Origin of the sequence: Amycolatopsis sp. FBCC-B4732 (assembly GCF_023008405.1) — a bacterium.
GTDB classification, from domain to species: domain Bacteria; phylum Actinomycetota; class Actinomycetes; order Mycobacteriales; family Pseudonocardiaceae; genus Amycolatopsis; species Amycolatopsis pretoriensis_A.
In genome coordinates this window covers 201725-224899 of sequence record NZ_CP095376.1, presented here as the reverse complement: position 1 = coordinate 224899, position 23175 = coordinate 201725, and the positions used below count along the sequence as shown (strand labels likewise).

22 protein-coding genes are annotated in these 23175 nt (G+C 72.4%); 8 read left to right on the top strand and 14 right to left on the bottom strand.

All coding sequences use genetic code 11. The features are described from left to right. Positions 1-319: 319 nt before the first annotated feature. Positions 320-1003 carry a hypothetical protein gene (locus tag MUY14_RS00685; RefSeq protein WP_247019711.1) on the bottom strand — a complete coding sequence of 228 codons (684 nt, stop codon included), beginning with the start codon at positions 1001-1003 and terminating at the stop codon, positions 320-322. A gap of 190 nt (positions 1004-1193) precedes the next feature. On the opposite strand from MUY14_RS00685, the gene MUY14_RS00680 reads away from it, so the two are divergent. Further along, positions 1194-1367, top strand: coding sequence for a hypothetical protein (locus tag MUY14_RS00680; RefSeq protein WP_247019710.1), 174 nt, complete (start codon positions 1194-1196; stop codon positions 1365-1367). A gap of 179 nt (positions 1368-1546) precedes the next feature. On the opposite strand, the gene MUY14_RS00675 is transcribed toward MUY14_RS00680, so the two are convergent. Then, positions 1547-3052 carry an alpha/beta fold hydrolase gene (locus tag MUY14_RS00675; protein ID WP_247019708.1) on the bottom strand — a complete coding sequence of 502 codons (1506 nt, stop codon included), beginning with the start codon at positions 3050-3052 and terminating at the stop codon, positions 1547-1549. 256 nt (positions 3053-3308) lie between these two features. Here MUY14_RS00675 and MUY14_RS00670 point away from each other — a divergent pair, with 256 nt between their 5' ends. Genes MUY14_RS00670 through MUY14_RS00650 form a run of 5 tightly spaced genes read left to right on the top strand, consistent with a single transcriptional unit; the run spans position 3309 to position 8577 of the window. Further along, the gene (locus tag MUY14_RS00670; protein ID WP_160697495.1) at positions 3309-3704 is read left to right on the top strand and encodes a GntR family transcriptional regulator; all 396 of its coding nucleotides are present in this window, start codon (positions 3309-3311) and stop codon (positions 3702-3704) included. Then, positions 3701-4582, top strand: coding sequence for an ABC transporter ATP-binding protein (locus MUY14_RS00665; RefSeq protein WP_247019706.1), 882 nt, complete (start codon positions 3701-3703; stop codon positions 4580-4582). The genes MUY14_RS00670 and MUY14_RS00665 overlap by 4 nt, the downstream gene beginning before the upstream one ends. Then, complete coding sequence (locus MUY14_RS00660; protein ID WP_247019705.1) at positions 4579-5562, top strand: ABC transporter permease subunit; 984 nt, start codon at positions 4579-4581, stop codon at positions 5560-5562. Before MUY14_RS00665 ends, MUY14_RS00660 begins: the two co-directional genes overlap by 4 nt. Before the next feature lie 19 nt (positions 5563-5581). Then, complete coding sequence (locus tag MUY14_RS00655; RefSeq protein ID WP_247019704.1) at positions 5582-6691, top strand: alpha/beta hydrolase; 1110 nt, start codon at positions 5582-5584, stop codon at positions 6689-6691. After that, complete coding sequence (locus MUY14_RS00650; RefSeq protein WP_247019703.1) at positions 6688-8577, top strand: esterase; 1890 nt, start codon at positions 6688-6690, stop codon at positions 8575-8577. The genes MUY14_RS00655 and MUY14_RS00650 overlap by 4 nt, the downstream gene beginning before the upstream one ends. A gap of 311 nt (positions 8578-8888) precedes the next feature. On the opposite strand, the gene MUY14_RS00645 is transcribed toward MUY14_RS00650, so the two are convergent. Continuing rightward, positions 8889-9425, bottom strand: coding sequence for a ferritin (locus MUY14_RS00645; protein WP_247019702.1), 537 nt, complete (start codon positions 9423-9425; stop codon positions 8889-8891). Positions 9426-9471: 46 nt separating this feature from the next. On the opposite strand from MUY14_RS00645, the gene MUY14_RS00640 reads away from it, so the two are divergent. Together MUY14_RS00640 and MUY14_RS00635 are read left to right on the top strand one after the other, a co-directional pair. Further along, the gene (locus MUY14_RS00640; protein ID WP_247019700.1) at positions 9472-10230 is read left to right on the top strand and encodes an SDR family NAD(P)-dependent oxidoreductase; all 759 of its coding nucleotides are present in this window, start codon (positions 9472-9474) and stop codon (positions 10228-10230) included. 31 nt (positions 10231-10261) lie between these two features. Continuing rightward, complete coding sequence (locus MUY14_RS00635) at positions 10262-10879, top strand: PaaI family thioesterase (protein WP_247019699.1); 618 nt, start codon at positions 10262-10264, stop codon at positions 10877-10879. Positions 10880-10890: 11 nt separating this feature from the next. On the opposite strand, the gene MUY14_RS00630 is transcribed toward MUY14_RS00635, so the two are convergent. The 11 genes from MUY14_RS00630 to MUY14_RS00580 all read right to left on the bottom strand — a co-directional run bounded on the left by MUY14_RS00630 (position 10891) and on the right by MUY14_RS00580 (position 23160). Further along, positions 10891-11649, bottom strand: coding sequence for an MHYT domain-containing protein (locus MUY14_RS00630; RefSeq protein WP_247025553.1), 759 nt, complete (start codon positions 11647-11649; stop codon positions 10891-10893). Between the two features lie 18 nt (positions 11650-11667). Then, positions 11668-12255, bottom strand: coding sequence for an ATP/GTP-binding protein (locus MUY14_RS00625; RefSeq protein WP_247019698.1), 588 nt, complete (start codon positions 12253-12255; stop codon positions 11668-11670). Beyond that, the gene (locus MUY14_RS00620; protein ID WP_247019697.1) at positions 12236-12613 is read right to left on the bottom strand and encodes a DUF742 domain-containing protein; all 378 of its coding nucleotides are present in this window, start codon (positions 12611-12613) and stop codon (positions 12236-12238) included. Before MUY14_RS00620 ends, MUY14_RS00625 begins: the two co-directional genes overlap by 20 nt. Continuing rightward, positions 12610-13044, bottom strand: a complete 435-nt coding sequence (locus tag MUY14_RS00615; protein WP_247019696.1) for a roadblock/LC7 domain-containing protein — start codon at positions 13042-13044, stop codon at positions 12610-12612. The genes MUY14_RS00620 and MUY14_RS00615 overlap by 4 nt, the downstream gene beginning before the upstream one ends. Further along, entirely contained in the window at positions 13041-15185 is a 2145-nt protein-coding gene (locus tag MUY14_RS00610; RefSeq protein ID WP_247019695.1) for an ATP-binding protein, read from the bottom strand. Before MUY14_RS00610 ends, MUY14_RS00615 begins: the two co-directional genes overlap by 4 nt. Before the next feature lie 430 nt (positions 15186-15615). After that, positions 15616-17070, bottom strand: a complete 1455-nt coding sequence (locus MUY14_RS00605) for a hypothetical protein (RefSeq protein WP_247019694.1) — start codon at positions 17068-17070, stop codon at positions 15616-15618. Between the two features lie 17 nt (positions 17071-17087). Next, the gene (locus MUY14_RS00600; RefSeq protein ID WP_247019692.1) at positions 17088-18575 is read right to left on the bottom strand and encodes a PKD domain-containing protein; all 1488 of its coding nucleotides are present in this window, start codon (positions 18573-18575) and stop codon (positions 17088-17090) included. A 175-nt stretch (positions 18576-18750) separates the two neighbouring features. Continuing rightward, complete coding sequence (locus tag MUY14_RS00595) at positions 18751-19494, bottom strand: thioesterase II family protein (protein ID WP_247019690.1); 744 nt, start codon at positions 19492-19494, stop codon at positions 18751-18753. After that, positions 19491-20720, bottom strand: coding sequence for a cytochrome P450 (locus tag MUY14_RS00590; protein ID WP_247019688.1), 1230 nt, complete (start codon positions 20718-20720; stop codon positions 19491-19493). Before MUY14_RS00590 ends, MUY14_RS00595 begins: the two co-directional genes overlap by 4 nt. Beyond that, complete coding sequence (locus MUY14_RS00585) at positions 20717-21943, bottom strand: cytochrome P450 (protein ID WP_247019685.1); 1227 nt, start codon at positions 21941-21943, stop codon at positions 20717-20719. The genes MUY14_RS00590 and MUY14_RS00585 overlap by 4 nt, the downstream gene beginning before the upstream one ends. Then, the gene (locus MUY14_RS00580) at positions 21940-23160 is read right to left on the bottom strand and encodes a cytochrome P450 (protein ID WP_247019683.1); all 1221 of its coding nucleotides are present in this window, start codon (positions 23158-23160) and stop codon (positions 21940-21942) included. Before MUY14_RS00580 ends, MUY14_RS00585 begins: the two co-directional genes overlap by 4 nt. Positions 23161-23175: the final 15 nt, after the last annotated feature.

Genomic DNA, 23175 nt, shown 5'->3' with positions numbered 1-23175 from the left:
AGCCACCCAGCCGACCACCCCTCGACCGACCACAACCCACGCCACGAACACCTCCGGCAGCCCGCGCCAAGCCGACCAGCCGACCACCCCTCGACCGACCACGAACACCTCCGGCAGCCCGCGCCAGGCCACCCGGCCGACCACCCCTCGACCGACCACGGCGGCCATGAACACCTCCGGCAGCCCGCGCCAAGCCGACCGGCCGACCACCGCTCGGCCGGTCGGCCCCGCGGTCTCGACCGACCAGATCACCCAGCCACCCGGCCGGTCGCCGAGCCGGCACCGGGCCAGGGCACCACGCCCGCCATCGCACGTGCTCTCACCCCACGCGCGCAGGGAAAACCGGGGCCTCCGCGCGCGTCGTCGTCGCCAACGCGCCCGCCGGGCCCGGCAGCTGCAGCGGCAACGACCGGGGCCGGCCAGCCGATCCCCGGCCCCGGCTGGTCGCCACCAGCGAACGAGACCTCAAGTGCCCGTGGCCGTCCGCGCTCAAGCCGTGCCACCGGCGGCCCGAAACCGTCAGCTCCAGATCCGCGCCCGGCCAGGACCCCGCCGCCAGCAGCACCGAGCCCCGGTTGCGGACCCGGCCGGCCAGGCGACGCGCCAGCTGAGGCGGGACGCTCCCGGCCAGCGACCGGCCGAGCACCACCAGGTCGAACCCGTCCACCAGCGCCGACACCACCGCCGCCGGCTCGGCCCCGGGGTGCGGCACCAGGGCGATGCGGTCCAGGTCCACGCCGAGTTCCGCGGCCGCGGCCAGGCCCAGCTCCGGCAGGCCCGTGACCGCCGCCCAGGAGCCGTCGCGGGTGGCCGCCGCCACCAAAGCGAGCACCAGGGACGTCGCGCCGCGGACCGACACCGTCGTGCCGCGCCGCAGGGCGCCTCCGGGGAGGAGCCCGGCCAGTGCGGGCAAGACCGTCAGCCGGCCCGCCGGGTCCGGCTCGCCCAGCTGCGCCGCCGTGCGGACCCCCGGGATCCCCGCCAGCGCCTCCGGCACCGCCATCGCCACGCACCTCCAGCACCACGTACTCGCACCGGAGACACCCGCGAACGGAAGCCGCGAGCGAACCCAGGGGAATCATCGAACACTTGTTCGCATAGTGCGAGACGACGGGGCCCCGTGTCAAGCCGGGCTCAACCGATCGGGGCCGGCGGACGTGTAAGCGGTGCCCTCGACCACGGAAGGAACCCTCATGACCGAGAACGCACTGCCGGAGGACCCCGTCGGCCCGCTCGTGCTCCCCCGCTCGTCGAACGTCGCCGACCGCAGCCAGGCGCTGACCGGCCGCCGCGGCCGGCGGGACGTGCTCGGGACGACCACGCCGTCCACCTGGCCCACCATCGGCCTGCAGACACCGGAGGACTGACGCGGGGCTCGTGAACCCCGCCCCGCACCACCCACTTGGGTGACTTCCAGGTGCGGCCGCGCGCACTCGTGGTGGCCGGTGCTGACCGCGCCGGTCGTCGGGGCGCGCCCGAGAAGGTCCCGCGGGCACGGCGCGTTCGTGGCAGCGGGCCGCACCGTCGCCGGCGCGGCCCGCCCGCCTCAGCCCGCGAACGGGCTCGCGTCGACGGCGCAGGTCTTGCCCGCGGCCGGGAACGCGCCCGAGATCAGGTAGTCCCGCTTGACCTGCTCGGTGCACGTGCTCGGCACGTACATCGACGAGTGCCCGTACCCCTCGGTCACGAACACCCGGGCGCGCGCCAGTTCCGCGGCGCCGTCCCGGGCCCCGGCCAGCGGCGTCGAGGGGTCGTACCGGTTGTTGAGCACCAGGATCTCCGCCGACGTCGGGCGGTTCCACGGGCCGGTGAACCGGTCGGCGTCCTTCGCCTGCCAGAACGCGCAGCTCATCATGTCCAGCACGGCGATCCGGCCGAAGTACGGGACGCGCTGGTCTTCGGTTTCGGCGTACCGGCTGTAGATCGCCGGGTCGGTGGGGACATCGCTGTCACTGCACTGGATGGCGTTGAACGCTTCGGTGCGGTTGGACGTGTACGGCTCGCCCGCCTTGAACGCCTGCGAAGCCTGCTGGACCTGCGGGGCCTCGTAAAGCCGCTGCAGCAGCGCCGCGATGTCCGGCCAGCCGCGCGAGTCCGACAGGTCGGCGGCCACGTTGATGATCCCGGAATACGTCCAGGTCTCGCCGTCGACGGTGATCGGCGCCTGCTTCGCGCGGGCGGTCAGCGCCGTCCACTTCGCCTTCGGGTCACCCGAGGAGAACGCGCACTTCGGGCCGGCTTCGGTGCACAGGCGCAGGAACTGGTCGAACGTCCGGGAAATCCCGGTGGCGACGTCCTGGCGGGTGTCCAGCGGGACGGTCTTGCCGGCCCCGTCGTGGCCGGTCGCGTTGCCGGCGAAGTCCATCGTGCCGTCGAACACCATCGCGCGGATCCGGTTCGGGAACAGGTTCGCGTAGGTGGCGCCGAGCTGGGTGCCGTAGGAAATGCCGTGGTAGGTCAGCTTCGGGTCGCCGACCGCGCGGCGCAGCATTTCCAGGTCCCGCGCGGTGTTCGCCGTCGAGACGTGCTCCAGGACCGGGCCGGCCTTGGCCGCACAGCGGTCCGCCAGTTCCTCGGACTTGGCGTAGAAGGCCGAATTGCCGCTCGGGTCGCCGGGCATCTCCGGGAAGGAGCCGAAGAAGGACTCCTGCTCGGCGAGGGTGTCGAAGCAGCGCACCGCGGTGCTGGCGCCGATCCCGCGCGGGTCCCACGAGACGACGTCGAACCGCGCGCGCAGCTCGGCGGAGAACAGCCACGGCCACTTGCCGCGCTCCCGCAGCCGCTGCAGGCCGGACGCGCCCGGGCCGCCGAAGTTGACGAACAGCGTGCCGATCTTGTGCGCGGGATCGGTGGCGGGTTCCTTGATGAGCGCGAGGTCGATCTTCGCACCGGCCGGGCGGTCGTAGTCCAGCGGCACCTTCGCCGTGGCGCATCGGAAGCCGTCCTGGCAATCGGTCCAGCTCAGCTGCGGCGTGGGAACGCTGTCGGCGGAGGCGGAGGCCACCGCGGGCACCGCCAGTGCGACCCCGAGCGCGACGACCAAGCCGCGCACGAAGCCTCCCCCAGTGAGACGACGCAAAGGAAGTCCTTTCGAAGAACGGAAACGATCACCTCCCCAGACGGGTGAGGGGGCGGTGAGGTTGGCCGGGCCCCCGGAAAAGATCAGTGGCGCGGCCGCCCCCTGGTTGTTCGCAGATCCCGCGGCGAGGGTTCCCGGCCGTCCGCCGCCGCCGCCGCCGAAAAGATCAGTGGCGCGGACTTGTGCTGCATGTCTATAGTACTAGGCAACTAGATAAATGGAGTTGCCGATGATCGAGTTCCACCTGGACGCGAGGTCCGGCTTGTCGCCGTACCAGCAGCTGGTCCAGCAGGTGCGGCACGCGCTGCGCCTCGGCCTGCTGGACGAGGGGGATCAGCTTCCGAAGGTCAAGGACGTGGTCGCTTCCCTCGCGATCAACCCGAACACCGTGCTGAAGGCCTACCGCGAGCTGGAGCACGACGGGCTCGTCTCCGCCCGGCCCGGCGTCGGCACCTTCGTCACCGCCACGCTGAACGGCGGTGCGTCGTTCGCCGTGCTCGGGCCGCTGCGGCAGGACCTGCGCCGCTGGCTGGGCAAGGCGCGCAAGGCCGGTCTCGACGAAGAGAGCATCGAGGCCCTGTTGATGTCCACGTTTCGCGACTCCGCCAGAGAGGACATAGCGTGAGCGTCCTGCGTGCCCGGGGACTGGGCAAGAAGTACAAGCGCACCTGGGCGTTGTCCGGCTGCACCCTGGAAATCGAGCCCGGCCACGTGACCGGGCTGGTCGGGCCGAACGGGGCCGGCAAGTCGACCCTGCTGAACATCGCGTCCGGCATGCTCGAGCCGACCACCGGCACGATCGAGGTGTGCGGCGGGGTGCCCGGCAGCGGGCCGGACCAGCTGGCGAAAGTCGGTTACGTCGCCCAGAACACGCCGGTCTACGTCGGGCTGAGCATCGAAGAGCACCTGCGGCTCGGCGCGCACCTCAACCCGCGCTGGGACACCTCGCTCGCCGAAAAGCGCATCGAACGGCTGGGGCTCGACCCGAAGCAGCACGCCGGGAAGCTGTCCGGCGGGCAGCGCGCCCAGCTGGCGCTGACGATCGGCATCGCCAAGCGGCCCGAGCTGCTGCTGCTCGACGAACCGGTCGCCGCGCTGGATCCGCTGGCGCGGCGGGAGTTCCTGCAGGACCTGATGGAAGCCGTCGCCGAGCACGAGCTGTCCGTGGTGATGTCCTCGCACCTGGTCAACGACCTGGAACGGGTCTGCGACCACCTCATCGTGCTCGTCGACTCGCAGGTGCGGGTGATCGGCGAAGTCGAACACCTGCTGGCCACGCACCACCGGCTCTCCGGGCCGCGGCGGGACGTCGAAACGCTGCCCGCGGACCAGCACGTCATCTCCGCGAAGCACACCGACCGGCAGACCACCGTGCTCGTCCGCACCGAGGCGCCGATCCTCGATCCCGTGTGGACGGTCGCGCGGATCGGCCTCGAAGACCTCGTCCTCGAGTACATGAGCAACCCCGCCGCCGCCCGACCCGCCCTGGAGGTCCTGCGATGACCTGGCTGACCTGGCGCCAGTTCCGCGCCCCCGCGCTGTCCGTGTTCGCCGTGCTGCTCGTGATCGGCATCGTGCTCGCGATCACCGGCCCGGAGCTGGTCGGGCGCACGAACTTCTCCGACCAGGACGCCCTCTTCGGCGGGACGATCCTGGTGCTCTACCTGCTGCCGGCGGCGATCGGCGTGTTCTGGGGCGTCCCGCTGATCACACGCGAGCTGGAAAGCGGCACGCACAACCTCGTGTGGAACCAGACCGTCACGCGCAAGCGGTGGCTCACCACCAAACTCGGCTTCGGCCTGCTCGTCGCGATGGTCGCGGCCGGCCTGCTCGGCTGGGCGGTGTCGTGGTGGGCCAGCCCGATCGACGCGCTCGCGGCCGCGCAGACCGACCGCGGGATGCTCTCGCGCATCGCGCCGGTCGTGTTCGGCGCGCGCGGCATCGCCCCGATCGGTTACGCGGCTTTCGCGCTCGCGCTCGGTGTCGCGGTCGGGATGCTGCTGAAGCGGACGGTGGCCGCGATGGCCGTCACGCTCGCCGTGCTCGCCGCCGTGCTGCTCCTGGTGCCGAACTTCGTGCGGCCGTACCTGATCCCGCCGCAGACGATGACGGTCGCGATCGTCGGCGAGGACATCACGAACATCACCGGCGACGACACCCAGGGCATCCTGGAGATCGGCGTGCGCAACCCGGCCGGAGCGTGGGTGCTGGCGAACGAAACCGTGGACCCGGCGGGCACCGTCGCCTCCCCGCTGCCGTCGTTCGTGCAGAACTGCGCCCCGCGGCCCGGCCAGGGCCCGCCGGAGCGCGGCAGCATGGAAGCGTGCATGTCGCAGCTGGGGCAGCACGGCTACCAGCAGCGCCTCACCTACCAGCCCGGCTCGCGGTTCTGGCCGCTGCAGTGGCTCGAACTCGCGCTCTACCTCGCGATGACCGCGCTGCTCACCTGGTTCTGCTTCCGTCGTCTCCGCCACCTCTCCTGATCCGGTTCCTGGGGGAATAATGCGCACACTCGCGGTGGCCACCGCCTTGACCCTGACACTGTCCGCGACACCCGCCGAGGCGAGCACCACGCCCCACCTGCCCCGTCCGACGGGTCACGAGCCCGTCGGTGTCACTTCACTGTCCCTTAAGGACACTTCACGCCCCGATCCCTGGGTACCGTCGGTGCCCTACCGGGAACTGATGGTCTCCCTGTTCTACCCGGCGACCTCGGCGAACGGGCCCACGAAGCAGTACATGACGCCGCTGGAATCCGCACGCAACCTCGAACGGGAGAACATCCCCGGGCTGCCGCTGGACGTCCTGAGCACCGTCCGGACGAACGCCGTCGTCGACGCGCGGCCGGCCGGGCGGTGGCACGGCCTGCCGCTGGTCGTGCTGTCACCGGGGTGGACCCAGCCCCGCGCCACGCTCACCGCGCTGGCCGAGGAACTCGCCGGCCGCGGGTACGCCGTGGCGGCGATCGACCACACCTACGAAAACCGCGCGACCACCTTCCCGGACGGGCACGTCACCGGCTGCGCCGCGTGCGAAGCCGACGACCAGCCCGGCTTCTGGGAGAAGTTCACGCGGGTCCGGTCGAAGGACACGTCGTTCGTGCTCGACGAGCTGCTGCGCTCGAAGAAGTGGGGCGCGCTCATCGACCCGGCGCGGATCGGCATGACCGGGCACTCGGCGGGCGGCGCGGTCACGACGCAGGCGATGCTGGCCGACCCGCGGATCCGCGCCGGCGCCGACATCGACGGCAGCATCCACGTGCCGCTGCCGTCGTCCGGACTGGCGAGGCCGTTCCTGTTCCTCGGCAGCATGGACGGCTACACGCCGGGGCAGCAGGGACCGTACGACGACTGGGAAACCGACTGGACCCACCTCACCGGGTGGAAGCGCTGGCTCATGGTGTCCGGCACGGTGCACCAGTCGTTCACCGACCTCGGGGTGCTCGCCGCGCAACTCGGCGTCGACCTCGGCGCGTCCATCGACGCCGAACGCGCGCTGGCCGTCACGCGGACCTACGTAAGCGCTTTCTTCGACCAGCACCTGCGCTGCCGCCCGCAGCCACTGCTGGCCGCGCCGTCGCCCGCCTACCCGGAAGTGACCTTCATCGGATGAAGAGCCTCATGGTGATCACCGCGCTCGCCCTCACGCTGTCCGCACCCGCCGCGTCGGCGGCTCCGGCGCCCGCACTGGCGAAACCGACCGGCGACCGGCCGGTGGGCACGGCTGCCCTGGCGCGGGGCGACCTGTTCTACCCGGCGGTTTCCGCATCGGGCAAGCGGAAGCAGTTCATGACCGGAGCGGAGGCGAAAGCCGCCCTCGCGGAAGCCGGGATCACCACGATCCCGCCGTCGGCGCTCACCGCGGTCCGCACCGACGCGTTCGTCGACGCGCGTCCGGCCGGACGGCACCTGCCGCTGGTCGTCCTCTCCTCCGGCGCCGAACTGACCTCGCTCGCCGAGGACCTGGCGAGCCACGGCACCGTCGTCGCGGTGACCGGCCGGACCGCGGACGTCCCGGCCGTGCTGGATTCGCTGCTGCGCTCGAAGTGGGCACCGCTGATCGACCCGTCCCGGATCGGGCTGGCCGGGCGCGCGAACACGATCGACGCGGTGGCGGCCGATCCGCGGGTCGGGGCCGGGCTCGACCTGGACGGCACCACGGACGGCCCGCCGCCCGCGCTCGACCGGCCGTTCCTCTTCCTGGGCACGGAAGCGCGGCAACCGGACTGGAACCGGCTGACGGGCTGGAAGCGCTCTCTCGTCGTGGCGGGGACGGTCTCCGCGTCGTTCACCGACCTCGGCTTGATCGGCGAACAGCTCGGCGTCGGCTTCGGCGCGACGACACCGGCCGCGCGCGTCCAGGCCGTCACCGCCGCGTACGTCCGGGCGTTCTTCGACGAGCACCTGAGCGGCGAACCCCAGCCCTTGCTGGCCCAGCCGTCCGCGCGGTACCCGGAAGTGGGCTTCGCGCGGACGTCGACGCCGTACCTGCCCGCGCCGACCGGAGACCGGCCGGTGGGCAGCACTTCGGTGTACCTCAAGGACACTTCGCGGCCCGACCCGTGGGTGCCGTCGGTGCCCTACCGCGAGCTGATGGTCACGCTGTTCTACCCGGCGGCGGCCTCGACCGGCCCGAAGACGCAGTACCTCACGCCGGCGGAATCCGCGGCCCTGCTCGAGGGCAGCGGCCTGGACGTGCCGCCGGACCTGCTCACGACGATGGTGACGAACTCCGTGGCCGACGTCCGGCCGGGCGGGCGGCACCTGCCGCTGGTCGTCCTGTCCCCCGGCTACACCAAGCCGCGCGCCACGCTCTCCGCGCTCGCCGAGGACCTGGCGAGCCACGGCTACGCGGTCGCGGTCGTCGGCCACACCTACGAAAACAGCGGGCAGAGCATGCCCGGCGGGCGGTTCGCCGGGTGCGCGTCGTGCGAAGTGCCGCACGACAGCGCTTTCTGGCGGAAGCTGGTGCTCGGCCGGGCCGCCGACGTGTCGTTCGTGCTGGACTCGCTGACGCGCTCGAAGTGGGGGTCGCTGATCGACGCGTCCCGGATCGGCATGGCCGGGCACTCCGTCGGCGGAGCCAGCTCGTTGCCCACGATGGTCGCCGACGCCCGGGTCAAGGCCGGGATGGACATCGACGGCACCACCGAGGTCCCGCTCACCGCGCCCGGCCTGGACCGGCCGTTCATGTTCGTGAGCCACCGGCTCGCGGCCACGGCGTGCGCGCCGGGCAACGAGCCGTGGGAACGGGACTGGGCGCAGCTGACCGGCTGGAAGCGCTGGGCGGAGGTGGCGGGCACGCAGCACGCGTCCTTCACCGATGTCGGTCTGCTGGCGGACGAGTTCGGCATCGACACGGGCGCCACGACGGGTGGTGTGCGCACGCAGGCCATCACCCGGGCCTACGTCAACGCCTTCTTCGACCAGCACCTGCGCGGCGAGCCGCGGCCACTGCTCGACCGGCCGGGGTTCCCGGAAGTTTCCTTCTGCCACTGAAGGAAAGGCGGAAGCGGCATCGCCCGGGGGGATGCCGCTTCCGCCGCGTCCTCAGTGGACGGACGGATCGCCGAACGCGACGAGGGGCAGCTGCCCGGAGGATCGGGCGCGCCCAGCGGTTGCGGTGCTCGTAGGCGGCGATGACCTCCGCCGCTTCGGCCTCGCCGAGCACCCGGTGCCGCGGCGCGAACCGCCGGGTGCCGACGACGACCTCGACCGGCGGCCGGGCCTCGACGTTGCGGTACCAGTCCGACGCGGGCCCCAGCCCGGCGACGCACGACCCGCCCCCGGCGCCACCCGTGCTCACGCCGTCAGAGCTTGCCGCCCGCCACCGGGGGCATGTCCGGGGCGTCCTCGGCCTCGGTCGCCGCCTCGCGGTAGAGGTGGTTCTCGACCTCGAACAGGTTGTCGCCGGCCCGCTCGACGACCGCCAGCAGTGTCGTCATCTGGGCAACCTCCTCGACCTGCTCCTTGAGGAACCAGCCCATGAACTGCTCGCCGAGGTAGTCCTCCTCGGCGCGCGCGGCCTTCGCCATCGCCTCGATGTCCGTGGTGACCGCGCGCTCCTGCTGCAGGGCCAGCTCGATCACCTCGTGCACGCTCGAGAAGTCGTTCCGGACGTCGCCGGTGCCCGGGATCGCCACCGGGTGGTCGCGGTCGAGCAGGTAGCGCACCATCGCCAGCGCGTGGTTCCGCTCCTCGATCGCCTGCCGGTAGAAGCGTTTGGCCAGCCGCGGCAGGTCACGCGCGTCCAGCCAGACGGCGAGCGCGATGTACTGCTGGGCGGCGGTGAACTCGTGGCGGATCTGGGTCCGCAGCAGCTCGGCGAACTTCTGGGTCTTGGCCATGCCCACAAGGTACGACGGACCGGGGCGCGGATCTACGATCGAGGCGATGAGCAGCGCACTCGATCTCTCCGGCACGATCACCTGCGTCACCGGCGCGTCCGGGGGCATCGGGCGCGGCATCGCGCTCCGGTTCGCCGAGGCGGGCAGCGCGGTGGCCGTGCACCACCGGCGTCCCGGCGCCGCGGACGACGTCGTCGAGGCGATCGAAGCCGCCGGTGGGCGGGCCCGCGCGTTCGCCGCCGAGCTCACCGACGACACCGCGTGCCACGCCCTGCTCGACGCCGTCGCGGAGTGGGGCGGGCGGCTCGACGCGCTGGTCAACAACGCCGGCGTCCAGCCGGTCGAACCCCTTGCCGACATCACGGCCGAGCGCTGGCGGGCGATGCTGGACGCGACCCTGACCAGCGCGTTCTCCTGCACCCAGGCGGCGGCCCGGCTGCTGGTCGATGGCGGGAGCGTCACGCACGTGGCGTCGATCGAGGCCCGGCAGCCCGCACCGGGGCACGTCCACTACAGCGCGGCGAAGGCGGCGCTGGTCGTGCACGCGCGCGGCGCGGCGCTGGAGTACGGGCCGCGCGGGATCCGCGTCAACACGGTGTCGCCGGGGCTGATCGACCGGCCGGGACTCGCGCGGGACTGGCCCGAGGGCGTCGAGCGCTGGCAGCGCTCGGCCCCGCTGGGCCGCCTGGGCACCCCGGCCGACGTCGGCAACGCGTGCGTCTTCCTGGCCTCCCCGCTGGCGTCCTTCGTGACCGGCCACGACCTGGTCGTCGACGGCGGCGTCACCGCCCGCCCGACCTGGTAACCTGAAACACGTTCTAGTTTCAGGGGGTGCGATGACCTTCCCGGTGGTCGACGGCGTTCCGCCCGGGCGTGCCCTGCTCGGCACCCGGATCCGCGAGCTGATCGAAGCCTCGGTGCGCGTGCGCGACGACGAAGCCGACCTGGCCGCGGCGGCGCGCCGGGTCGAAGCGGTGACCACGGCCCTGCGCGCGGCCGGGGAGGCGCCGCCGTTGCTGCTGGCCGCCCTCGAAGGCGGCGGGCACCTGAGCGTCAACAACCCCCTGGAAGGGCCCGGGAACCCGCTGGCCCCGCCGCTGTCCTGGGTCGCCGTCGGCCCGGAGTCGGTGCGGGCCGAGGTGCTGCTCGGCGCCGCGCACGAAGGGCCGCCCGGCCGGGTCCACGGCGGCTGGGTGGCGGCGGTCCTCGACCACGTCCTCGGCCGCGCCACGGCGGCCGCGGGCTACCCGGGGATGACGGCCTCGCTGACGGTCGACTACCACCGCGGCACGCCGTACGCGGTCCCGCTCGTCGCCGAGGGCCGGCTCGTCCGCCGTGACGAGCGGAAGCTGCACGCGTCGGGCACGCTGCGTGCGGGGGACGAGGTCTGCGCGACGGCGACGGCGATCCTGGTGCACTTCAGCGCGGACCGCTTCCCGGTGCCCACGGACTGATTCAAGACCGCTCAGGACCCGACCGTCGTGTGCCGTGGTGCCTCCGAACTCGACGTCGCCATCAGCACCGCGCAGATCGGGACCGCCATCGCCAGCGCCGCCAGCACGAACACCGGGAACAGGAACGAGAACACCTCCGTGCCCGACGGGTCCGGCGCCGCCGGGTCGAGGTTCAGGCGGACCGCCGCCATGCCCGTGTAGTGCATGCCCGTCACCGCCGCGCCCATCACCAGGCCCGCGGCCAGGCGGGGCAGGAGCTTGTCCAGGCCGACCGTGAACCACAGGGCCGCCGTCGCCGCGACCACCGCGATGAGGACCGACAGCACCACCAGCGTCGGGTCGTAGCCGATCGTGCCCTTGACCTGGACCGCCCACATGCCCGTGTAGTGCATCACCGCCACCGCGAGGCCGGTGAGCAGGCCGCCCAGGAGCAGGCGACGCCAGGCGAAGCGGTTGCGGACGCCGAACACCAGCAGGCCGCAGAACACCGCCACCACCGAGAGGAGCGCCGACACCGCCGTGCGGAGGATGTCGTAGCGCACCGGCATCCCCGGGGTCGAAAAGCCGAGCATCGCGATGAAGTGCATGACCCAGATGCCGACGCCGCCGATGGACAGCGCCGCGAGGCCCAGCCACGTCAGCCGGACGCGCGGGTTGTCGGTCGAACGCGCCTGCAGCGTGCAGGCGAGCCCGAGGGCGCACCCCACCACCGAGGTCAGGTAGGCGAGCACCACGAGCCAGTGCCCCATCGCGAAATCGTCGTGGTTCATGGGCATTTCGGGCTCCTGTCAGGCTTTCCGCGATCGTGGTGAGTGGTGCTCGGCGAGCGCGTGCTCGGCCGCGGCGATGAGGATCCGCTTCGTGGACTCCGGGGAGCGCGCGTCGCAGGTGACGACCTCCACCGCCGCTGGGACCTTGAGGGCTTCGCGCACCTGCGCGGGCGGGTGCTGGCGGGTGTCCTCGAACTGGTTGATGGCCACCAGGAACGGCAGGCCGCGGGATTCGAAGAAGTCGATCGACGCGAACGAGTCCGCCAGCCGGCGCGTGTCGACCAGGACGATCGCGGCCACCGCGCCGCAGACCAGGTCGTCCCACATGAACCAGAACCGGTGCTGGCCCGGCGTGCCGAAGACGTAGAGGATCAGGTCCTCGGCGAGGGTGAGCCTGCCGAAGTCCATCGCGACCGTCGTCGCGACCTTCCCGGGCACCGCTTCGACCCGGTCGACGCCGACCGCCGCCGACGTCATCAGCGCTTCGGTGCGCAGCGGGTCGATTTCCGAGACGGCGCCGACGAACGTCGTCTTCCCGGCCCCGAAGCCGCCCGCGACGACGATCTTGGCCGACGTGATCAGTTTGTCAGAGTGCACGTAGTCCACTGAGGACCCTTTCGAGCAGGTCGTTGCGTTCGTCCCAGGAGGCGTCCGCGGTGAGCGTGTCGCGGATGGACACCTGGCCGGCGCTGAGCAGGTCGCCGATGAGCACCCTGGCCACCCCGAGCGGCACGCCGAGGTGGGCCGCGACCTCGGCCACCGAACGCTTGTGCAGGCACAGCTCCATCACCGCGGCCAGGGGGTTGGTCGGGCTGAAGGACGCGGTGCGGCCTTCCGCCGTCGTCTCGACGAGGGCTTCCACCGCCAGGTCGACCTTCGGCCGCGTGCGACCGGCGGTCCAGGCGTAGGGGCGGGCCAGCGACGCCGCGTGCCGCCCGCCCTCGCGTCGCCGGCCGTCGGTCACCGGGCCGCTCCCGGCGAGGCCGCCGGCCGCGCCGGGGTCTCGACCACCTTCCCGACCCGGTCCACCAGCAACGTCATCTCGTAGCCGACCAGCCCGATGTCGCAGCCCGGGTTGGCCAGCACGACCAGGTTCGAGCCGTCCCCGACGTTCATCAGCAGCAGAAATCCTTGCTCCATCTCGATCACCGACTGCACGACGCGGCCGGCGGTGAACAGGTCGGCCGTGCCGAGCGCGAGGCTGGCGAGCCCGGACGCGATCGCCGAGAGCTGGTCGCCGCGGTCGCGCGGCAGGGTGTCGTTCGCCGCCACGAGCAGCCCGTCCGCCGAGACGAGCGCCGCGTGCGCCACCCCGGGCACCTCCTGGGTGAACGCCGACACCAGCCAGTTCCGGGACCCGTCGGTCACTTCCGTTCCTTCCTGCCGGGTACTCATCGCTGCTCCGCGTCCGGCTCGGCCGAGACCCGGTGGCGGGCCGCGCGCATACCGCTGTAGTGCCGGGAAAGGTTGCTCCGCACCGCCGCCGGGTCGCGGAAGGACGGGTCGCCCTGCTGCGGGTGGCGCGGGGCGGCCGAGCCCGGGGCCAGCTGCGCGCCGGGCTGCCGGGCCGGCAGGCCCGAGTCGGTGAACTCGGGCTCGCCGACGGTCCCGACCGCGGCTTCGGCGGCCTGCCGCACCTGGTCGGCGGGGCTCGCCCAGCCCGCCGGGCGCGCCGCTTCCGGCGGGGTTTCGGCGAACCAGTGCGACAGCATCTGGTCGAAGATCGGGGTCGGCGGGTCCGCCGGCGGCGCGGGTCCGGGTTCTTCGGCGGGCCACCGGGGTTCGAGCTCGGGCCGCGCGGTGCCGTTGACGGCCGGGAGCAGCGCGAGCGGGCCGGGCCGGGCCGGCAGGTCGACCAGGACCAGCACGCCGGGCACGTGCACGCTGGCGGTGATGCCGGCGCTCGCGGTCCGCGTGGTCGTCGGCCGCAGCCGGACGGTGATCCCGTGCGAGGCGGCCAGCCTGCTCACCACGAACAAGCCCATCCGGCGGGTGGTCTCCGGGCTCACCGACGCGCCGGCGGCCAGCCGGGCGTTGGCCGCTTCGAGGTCTTCGCGGGTCATGCCGAGACCGACGTCGACGACCTCGACGAGCACGCCGCCGTCGAAGCCGCGGTCGGCGGTGAGCACGACCTGCTCCCCCGGCGGCGACGACCGGATGGCGTTCTCCAGCAGCTCCGCGAGGATGTGCACGATGTCGGCCGCGGCTTCGGCCTGCACCGAGCCGCGCGGGGCGTTGCCGAGGGTGATGCGCTGGTAGTCCTTGACCTCCGACGTCGCCGCCCGCAGCAGCTCGACCGTCGCCACCGGGCCGGTTTCCCGCCGCACCGGCCGGCCACCGGCGAGGACCTGCAGGTTTTCGCCGTTGCGCCGCAGCCGCGTGGCGATGTGGTCGATCTGGAACAGCTCGGCCAGCCGCTGCGGGTCCTGCTCGTCGGCTTCGAGGTCCTCGATCACCGAAAGCTGCAGCTCCACCAGCGACTGGCTGCGCCGCGACAGCGTCATGAACATCTCGCTGACCTGGATCCGCATCTCGGCCTGCTCGCCGACGGCGAGCCGGACCGCCTGCCGGTGCATGTCGTCGAAGGCGCGGGCGAGCTGGCCGACCTCCTCCTCCGAGTCGACCGGCAGCGGCGGGGTCGCCCGCCAGTCGACGTCCTCGCCGCCCCGGATGCGTTCGATGGTGCCGGGCAGCCGTCGGCGCGCGGTGTCGAGCGCGGCCGCGTGCAGCCGCCGGATCGGGGCCACGACGGACCGGGCGACGGCGAGCGCGATGGCGAGGGCGCAGAGCAGGGCCGCGAGCACCAGCGCGGCGTCGCGCAGCGCGTCCGAGCGGGCGAGGTTGGTCTGCACGCCGACCGCGTCCGAAAGCGTTTTCACCTGTTCGGCCAGCACGGTGCCGAGCACCGCGCGCTTCGCGGCGGGACCGCCGGCACCCGGGCTGGTCGCCGCGGCGAACCGGGCCGCCGCCGCGCCCGCCGGCGTCACGCGGCGGATCTGACCGGTGAGCACGGCCTCTTCGGACACGGCGCGCTCGGCCACCGCGGCGCCACCGGGGTCGCCCGCCACGGCTTCCTGGACGGCGAGCACGGTCCTCAGCTGCACCAACGCCGCGCTGAGACTCGCCGACGCGCCGAGATCGGCATTCCCGGCTTGGCCGACAACGCCGGGGATCACTTCGCCGAGCACGACCGTGAAGTCGTGGTAAGCGGCGGTTTTGGCGGCCGCGGAACCGGTCTGCTGGCGCAGCTCGGCCAATTTACCGAGCTGATCTTCCAATGCGCCGGCGAGTTGCGGGGTGAGCTGCGAAAATGCGGCGTCCCGGCGCACCGACGCGGCTTTCCCGTCGACGGCGGCGGTCTGCGCGGCGGCACCGTCGTGGATCATCTCGTCGTCGACGAGCCCGGCGAGTTCGGAAATCCCTTGCACGACGGGCATTTGGTCGCGCACGGCGCTGAGCCCGCCGGCCCGGGCGAGTTCGCCCTGCACCCGGGCCCCGGCCAGCAGCAAGGCGACCAGGACGGGCAGCAGCAGCACGACGGAGATCTTGGTGCGCAGCCCCCAGTCACCCGGATTCCAGGAGGGGGCGGAACGACGTGGGTCTTCTTTCATCGGTGGCGTGGCTCGATTCGTACCGGTGGCCCGAGAACGATTTCCGGTTCCTTTTCCGCGGAATTCAGGCGGTGACATAACTCCGGCGGGGCCGGTGCTGTCAAGGAACGCGAGCCGTTTCCCCCGTACGCATCAGCTACACAGGGTGAACTTCCACCGCGCGGCTTTTTACCCTTGCGGAGGGTGAGAACGATTCGAAGGATGCACGGGGTCCCCTGCGAGGTAGGTGAATTTCCGCCTTGGCGGGACGAGGGGCCCCGCCAAGGCGAAAGTGGACTCGGCCGGCGCACACCGCCGACCGGCCACGGACCGTGGTCACCTCGCCCCGGGCGCCGGCAAGCGCCCGGGCGGGGACTCAGCTCGCGCGGACCTTGGTGACGCCGGTCAGCCGGTTGTCCACCGGGTGGGCGTCGCCGTCGTAACGGCCCTCGAGCGTGGCCGTCACCTCGAACTCCGCCTGGCCCGCCGCCGCGTCGGCCGGCGTGTACGAATACGCGAACGGGAACTCCACCCGGCCGCCCGCCGGCACGAACTGGGTCAGCGTGCCGACCTCCTCGAAGTACCCGCTCTCGCCCTTCTTGCGCAACGAGACGACGACCTTCTCGTCGTAGCGGTTGTTCACCACGGACACCTTGACCGGCTTCGTCTGCCCCGCACGCGCCTGCGCGGGCAGGGACAGCCCGGTCAGCGTGACGTCGTGCGTCTCGACGTGCACCACCTGGCTGCCGGTCCCCGAGCGCCCGTCGTCGGTCGTCGCGCTGATCTCCAGGCGGTAGTCGCCGTCCGCGGCGTAGCGGTGCGTCAGCGCGGCGTTCGACGTGAGCGCCACCGACGTGCCGTCGCCGAACTTCAGCTCGCCGCTGACCAGCGGGCGGCCGAGGTGGTCGCCCGCGTTCGGGAACATCTGGATGTCGTCGAACACCGAATTCACCCCGGAGTACAGGTACACGTTGGGCGTCAACGCCGGCGCGGTCGTCAGGCGGATGTCGTACGGGGACGCGCCGTCGGCGTCGGTGGCCACCCGGAGCCAGTACTGCCGGCCGGCTTCGGCCGTGAAGACCACGCGCTTGGTGCCGTCCAGCTCCCCCGCGCAGTCCACTTCGGACAGTTCCGGGCCGCGGTACACCGCGACCGACGGCGTCCGGCCGCCCCGCCGCTCCACGCTGATCGGCCGGGTGCGGTCCGGTGTGTACCGGTACCACACCGAGTGGTCGGCCTCGGGATCGCAGCTCGCCGTCACCTCGCCCGGCTCGCTCGTAGACCGCGAAAGGTCACCCGAGAACGTCCCGGGCAGCGTCGCCACCGCGGCCGCCGCGAAGTCGTCGTTCGCCTCCCGCGGGACGCTGGAAAGGTCCAGCGTGGCCACCTGGCCGGCGCCGGCGTACGGCTTGAACACCATGATGTGGTACGTCTGCCCGGCGGTGACCGGGAAGGTCACCGACGGCCCGGAGTTCCACTCCGCACAGGCGCCGGGCACCTGCGACAACGCCCCGCGCGAGCCGGTGTAGACCGCGATGAACGGCAACTGGTTGGCGCCCGTGGGCAGGGCGCGGACGAACCCGTCGGCGGACGCGGTGTAGTCGTACCACGCGCTCGTCGCGATCCAGGCGTAGCACGAGGTCGGGTCGTCGGCGGCCTTCGTCCCTTCGCCGAAGTCCTGGGTGGCCCGGAAGGGCAGGGCGGTGACGGTGGTGGCGGTGTCGAAATCGTCGTTGGCCGGTGTGTCGGCGTGCGCGGTGGCCGGTGCCACCAGTGCGGCCGCGACGGCCAGGCCGGCGACCAGCAGGCGCCGGAAAGCGGTGGTCCTCATTCTGTTCCCCCCAGTGTTCAGACGGCGGTGATGCGCGTGGCGGCCGGCTTGACGGTCGTGGCGATGGCGATCACTTCGTTGTCCGCCGGCCGGGCGTCGCGGATCGGGTAGTCCAGCGAGACGCTCGCTCGGAAGGTGACCTTGCCGTCCGCCAGGTCCTCCGGGGTGAAGGTGTAGGCGAACGGGAACCGCACGGTCTTGGTGGGCCGCGCGGGCACGGTCAGGGTGAGCGTGGCGACCTGCCGCCAGGAGGTCCCGTCGTTGCGGGACAGCACGACCGTCGCCGTTTCGGCGTAGCGGGTGTTGCTGACGTCGACCGAAATGGGCTTGCTGACGCCCACGCGGGCCGCGGTGGGCACGGCGAACTTGGCGATCCCGACGTCGTGCGTGGTCACCGTGACGAGCGTCGTCTTGGTGGCCGTGCGGCCGTCCGGCGACGTCGCGTGCGTGGTGACGGTGTACGTGCCGTCGGTGGCGTAGTGGTGGGAGACGGGCGCGGTGCCGGCCGGGGCCGTGGCGCCGTCGCCGAAGTCCCAGTCGGCGGTCATCGGCCGGTCGATCTCGTTCCAGGAGTCCGCGGAGAACGAAACGGTGTCGTAGACCGTCGGGTACGACGGCGACTGGGAGATCGACGGGTCCAGCGCCGGCGCGTCGGCCAGGGACAGCGTGACGGGCTCGTACGAACCGGCCGGCCCGGTCACGCGGACGTAGTAGGTCGTGCCGGTGGCGGCGCGGAACGCGGTCGGCTGCCCGTACGAGTCGTTCTTGCAGGCCACCTGCTTCAGCTCCGGCAGGCTGCTCCCGGTGTAGACCGAGAGGGCCGAGCCGTACCCGGTGGTCCGCGCGGTGACCGACTTCGCCTCACCGGTGTTGGTGTAGGCGTACCAGACCGACGGGGCGAGGTTGGCCTCGGACTGGCAGGTCGACTCCGGGTCGTCGGCTTCGTAGGAGGCGACCGAGAAGTCCGGCTGCGCGGAGAACGGCAGCGACGGCACGGGCTGCGCGTTCGCGAAGTCGTCGTTGGCCGCGGCCGGGACGGAGTCCAGCTTCAGCGACAGCGCGCCGCCCGGGACGTCGTAGCCGGAGATCATGATGGAGTACGTGGTGCCGGCCTTCGCCAGGAACGTCGCGTCCGCGCCGATGCCGCAGCCGTTGTCGACGCCGCGGAGCGCGCCCCGGGTCCCGGTGTGGACCGCGAGGATCATCTCCGGGTCGCTGCCCTTGGTCGAGGCGCGCAGGTACCCGTCCGCGGTGGCCGTGTACCGGAACCAGACGGACGCCCGGACGTCGGACGACTGGCACCAGGACGGGTCGTCGACCGCCCGGGTGGCCTCGCTCGTGTCCTGCTGCGCGGTGAACGGCAGCGCGGTGATCACCGTTGCCTGGTCGAAGTCGTCGCCGGACGGTGGCGCCGCGTGCGCGACCCCCGGTACGAGCAGCGCGAACGCCGCGGTGAGCGCGGTGGCCAAGGCGATCCGGCCGCGCGATCGCAAGGAAAGCAGCACGAGTCATCCCCCCAGATGTGTCCCGTCCCCACACTCGCGGCGGGGATCCCCGCGGGGCACATCGACGAAAGGGGGCCCGGTGTGACCGATCCGGCCGGAAATAGCCCGGACGTCGCAACCGCACTACTCCGAGTAGACCGCGGGGTGCGGACCACCCGCACCCCGCGGTCCGCTCTCAGGCGGGAACCCGGCCCAGCCGGTCGGCCATCGTCCGCAGCACGGCGTCCTGGTGGCGGGTCAGGAAGAAGTGGCCACCCGGCAGCGGCACCAGCTCGAAGCCGCCGGTGGTGTGCTCCGCCCAGGCGGAGACCTCGTCCACCGACGCCACCGGGTCCTCGGTGCCGGTGAACGCCACCACCGGCGTCGCCAGCCGGACGCCCGGCGGGTGCCGGTAGGTCTCCACCGCGCGGTAGTCGTTGCGCAGCACCGGCAGGATCATCCGGACCACCTCGTCGTCGCCGAGGAGGTCCGCCTCCGTGCCGCTCAGGCGGCGCACCTCGGCCAGCACCCCCTCGTCGGAGCGGGTGTGGACGCGGTCGTCGCGGTACCGGTCGGGCGCGCGGCGGCCGGAGACGAACAGCGCCACCGGCGCCGGCCCGCCGGCCTCCAGCCGCCGCGTGACCTCGTACGCGACCATCGCGCCCATGCTGTGCCCGAACAGCGCCAGCGGCCGCTCGTCGAGCCCCCGCAGCAGGGTGGCGATCTCGTCGGCGAGCCCTCCGACGGTGGGCACGAACGGTTCCTTCCGCCGGTCCTGCCGCCCCGGGTACTGCACGGACAGGACTTCGACGTCCGGGGCGAGCGCCCGCGACACCGGGAAGTAGAACGACGCCGAACCGCCCGCGTGCGGCAGGCACACCAGCCGCGCCTTGGCCGCCGGCGCCTCGTGGAACCGGCGGAACCAGCGGTCCGCGGTCACCACGTGACCGGGAGCTCGGCGACGCGGTAGACGCCCAGCCCGCCCGGCGGCACCTCCTCCGACGGGACCGCCAGCCGCAGGCCGGGGAGGCGGGTGAACAGCGTCGAGAAGACGACCTCGAGCGCGGCCGTCGCGAAGTTCATCGCGACGCACTGGTGCGGGCCGTGGCCGAAGGTCAGGTGCGTCTTGTGGTCGCGGCGCAGGTCGAGCTCGTGCGGCGCCGGGAACGCTTCGGGGTCGCGGTTGACCGCCGGCGTCGCCAGGATGACGCCCTCCCCCGCACGCACGGTCCGGCCGCCGATCTCGATGTCCTCGGTGGCCAGGCGCGAAATGATGTCACCGGCCGAGATGTAGCGCAGCAGCTCCTCCACCGCGCGCGGGGCCGCGCCCGCCGGGTCGGCGCGCAGGACGTCCGCCTGCGCCGGGTTGTCCAGCACCGCGAACGCGCCCAGCGAGATCATCGTCATCGTGGACTCGTTGCCCGACACCGTGACCAGCATCGCCGAGTTGAGCAGCTGCTGGAAGCCGATCTCCTCGGGCCGCTCGTCGAAGCTGGTGACCATGTGCGTGGCCAGGTCGTCGGCCGGCTCGGCGCGCTTGCGCTCGAAGAGCTTCGTGTAGAAGTCGGACAGCGTGTAGATCGCCGGCACCATCATGTCCGGCCGGGTCGCCAGGTACTGGACGTGCTCGGTGTAGACCGCGCGGTCCTCCTCCGGCACGCCGAACAGCTCCGCCATCATCATCGCCGGGAACGGCACCGCGAACGCCGACACGAGGTCCGCGCCGGGGCCGTCGGCCAGCATGCCGTCGATCAGCTCGTCGACGATCTTCTGGATCTTCGGGCGCATCGCCTTGGCCTGGCGCAGCGTGAAGCTCGGGATCACCAGCTTGCGCTGGGCGTTGTGCTCCGGGTCGTCGAGCTGCGCGAACGTCAGCGCGTCGCCCTCGGGCACCGGCTGCGGCATGCCGGTGCCGGGCATGATCTTGGCGTTGTTCGGGAAGTCCGGGTGCGAACGGGCGGCCGAGAGCCGCGGGTCCGACAGCAGCGCGCGGGCTTCCGCGTAGCCGGTGACGACCCAGGCCCGCTTGCCGTCGACGAGCTCCACTTCGGACAGCGGTGCGTTCTCGTGCAGCTCCGCGTACGCGGCGGGCGGGTGGTACGGGCACTTGCCGCGCGGCAGCGGGAACGACGGCACCCCGGTCGCGGTGTCGAGGGTTTCGGTCACGGGAGATCTCTCCGATCGGTGGGGGTGGTGCTGACGACCAGCGGAACCCGCTTCGGTCCGAACAGCAGATGGGATTCCTGGTACTCGACGACGCCGTCGACCGTCCACGGCGGAACGTGGTCGAACAGCGCGTTCAGCGCACCGGTCAGCTCGACGCGCGCGAGCATCGCGCCGAGGCAGAAGTGGATGCCGTGCCCGAACGTCAGGTGGCGGTTCGGGCTGCGGCGGATGTCGAACACGTCCGGGGCGTCGAACACGGCGTCGTCGTGGTTGGCCGAGAGCATCCACGGCACGACGACCGCGCCCGCCGGGATCCCGTGCCCGGCGACCTCGGTGTCCACCGTGGTGTAGCGCTGCAGCCGCGTGGACGGCGGCCGGCAGCGCAGCACTTCTTCGACCGCGCCCGGGATCAGCGCGCGGTCGGCCCGCAGCGCGGCCTGCGCTTCCGGGTGCTCGGCCAGCAGCACGAGGGCGTGCCCGAGCACGGCGGCGGTGGTGAGGTGCCCGGCCTGCAGGATCTGCACGGCCAGGCTCGCCACCTCCGGATCGGCCAGCCGCTCGCCGTCCAGCCGCGCGCGCACCAGGTCCGAGATCAACCCCGGCCCCGGTTCGGCGCGCCGGCGCGCGCACAGCTGCAGCAGGTAGCCCATCAGCTCGAGGAACGGGCCGCCCAGCGCGCTGTCCGCCGCCGCCCGCACCGCGGCTTCGTCGGTGAGGTCCGGCGGCTCGATCGCCATGATCTGCTCGACCAGCGACCGGAACGCGCCCGCGTCGGCGGCCGGGATGCCGAACAGCTCGGCGATCATCGTCGCGGGCAGCTCGACCGTGAAGTGCTCGACCGCGTCGAAGCCGCCTTCCGGCGCGCGGGCGAGCAGGCCCTCGGCGATCTCGGTGACCCGCGGGCCGAGGTCGCGCATCTTGCGCGGGGTGAACGCCTGCGCCGCCAGCCGCCGCAGCTTGCCGTGCTGCGGCGGGTCGGCGACGAGCATCATCCCCTCGGTCATGTTCGGCACGTCCTCGGGCAGCACCCGCGCCGGGTTGCTGGAGAACGTGGCCGGGTCCTTGGTGACGCGCTCGACGTCGGCGTGGGAGAAGACGTGGTGCGCCCCGGACGCGTCGACGTGCACCCCGCCGTCCTCCCGCTTGCGCCGCAGCCAGGCGAGCTGCTCGCCCAGGCCGAACCGCGCCGACGGGACGTCCTCACTGGACAGTGCGCTGGTCACGCCCGCCGCACCCGCACCCGGACGCTCTTCGGCGTGAACAGCTCGCTTTCGTAGAACTCGACCGGCTCGCCGGTCAGGACCTCGATCGAGGAGTACCGGCGCAGCAGGGCTTCGATGCCGAACTTCGCCTCGGTCTTGGCCAGCGCCGCGCCGAAGCAGTAGTGGATGCCGTGGCCGAAGGTGAGGTTGCGGGCGGCACCGCGGTCGATGTCGAACGCGTCCGGGTTCGCGAACACCTTTTCGTCGTGGTTGGCCGACAGCAGCGACAGGAAGACCATGCTCTTCGCCGGGATGGCGACGCCGCCGAGCTCGGTGTCGGTGGTGGTGAACCGCTGCAGGCGCGGCACCGGCGGGGTGAACCGCAGTGCCTCGTCGACGGCGGCCGGGATCAGCGCCGGGTCGGCGCGCAGGCGCGCCTCGACGCCCGGGTGCTCGCCCAGCCGCAGCACGAAGTTCGCCAGCACCGACGCCGACGTGATGTGCCCGGCCTGCAGCAGCTGGATGGCGAGGTTGACGGCTTCGTGGTCGGCGAGCCGCTCACCGTCCACTTCGGCCTGGAGCAGGTCGCTGATGAAGCCGTCGCGCGGGTTCGCACGCAGCTCCGCGCACAAGCCGGCCATGTACTGCTGCATCTGGACGAGCGGGCCGAACATGGCCGCCTGCATGGCGGCGTCCATCTCGGCGGCGTCGTTCGGGTTCGGCACGGTGACCTGGAGCAGTGCCTCGGTCCAGGCGATGAACTGCGGCAGGTCGGTCCTCGGGATGCCGAGCAGCTCCGACACCACGACCAGCGGCAAGTACTGCGAGAACGCCGTGACGAAGTCGAACTCGTCGCCGGGCACGGCGTCGAGCAGCTCCTCGGCGATCTGCGCGATGCGGTCGTTGAGGTCCTTGACGCGCTTCGGGGTGAACGCGGCGCTGGCGATCCGGCGGACCTTGGTGTGCGCGGGCGGGTCCATCACCGCGAGCATGCCGGCGGACAGTTCGGCGGCGGCCTGCGGCATCACGTGCGACGGGTCGCTGGAGAACGTGCCGGGGTCGGCCAGCGCCTGCTGCACCTCGGCGTAGGTGAACACGTGGTGCATGCCGAACGGGTCGCGCAGCACCGGGTTGGCCGCACGCATCCGGCCCAGCCACGGCAGCGTGTCCGACAGTCCATAACGGACGGACGGCGGCAGCAGCGCCGGGTCGATCTGCGGCATGACGAAGTCGGTCATCTTGTTCCTTCTCTT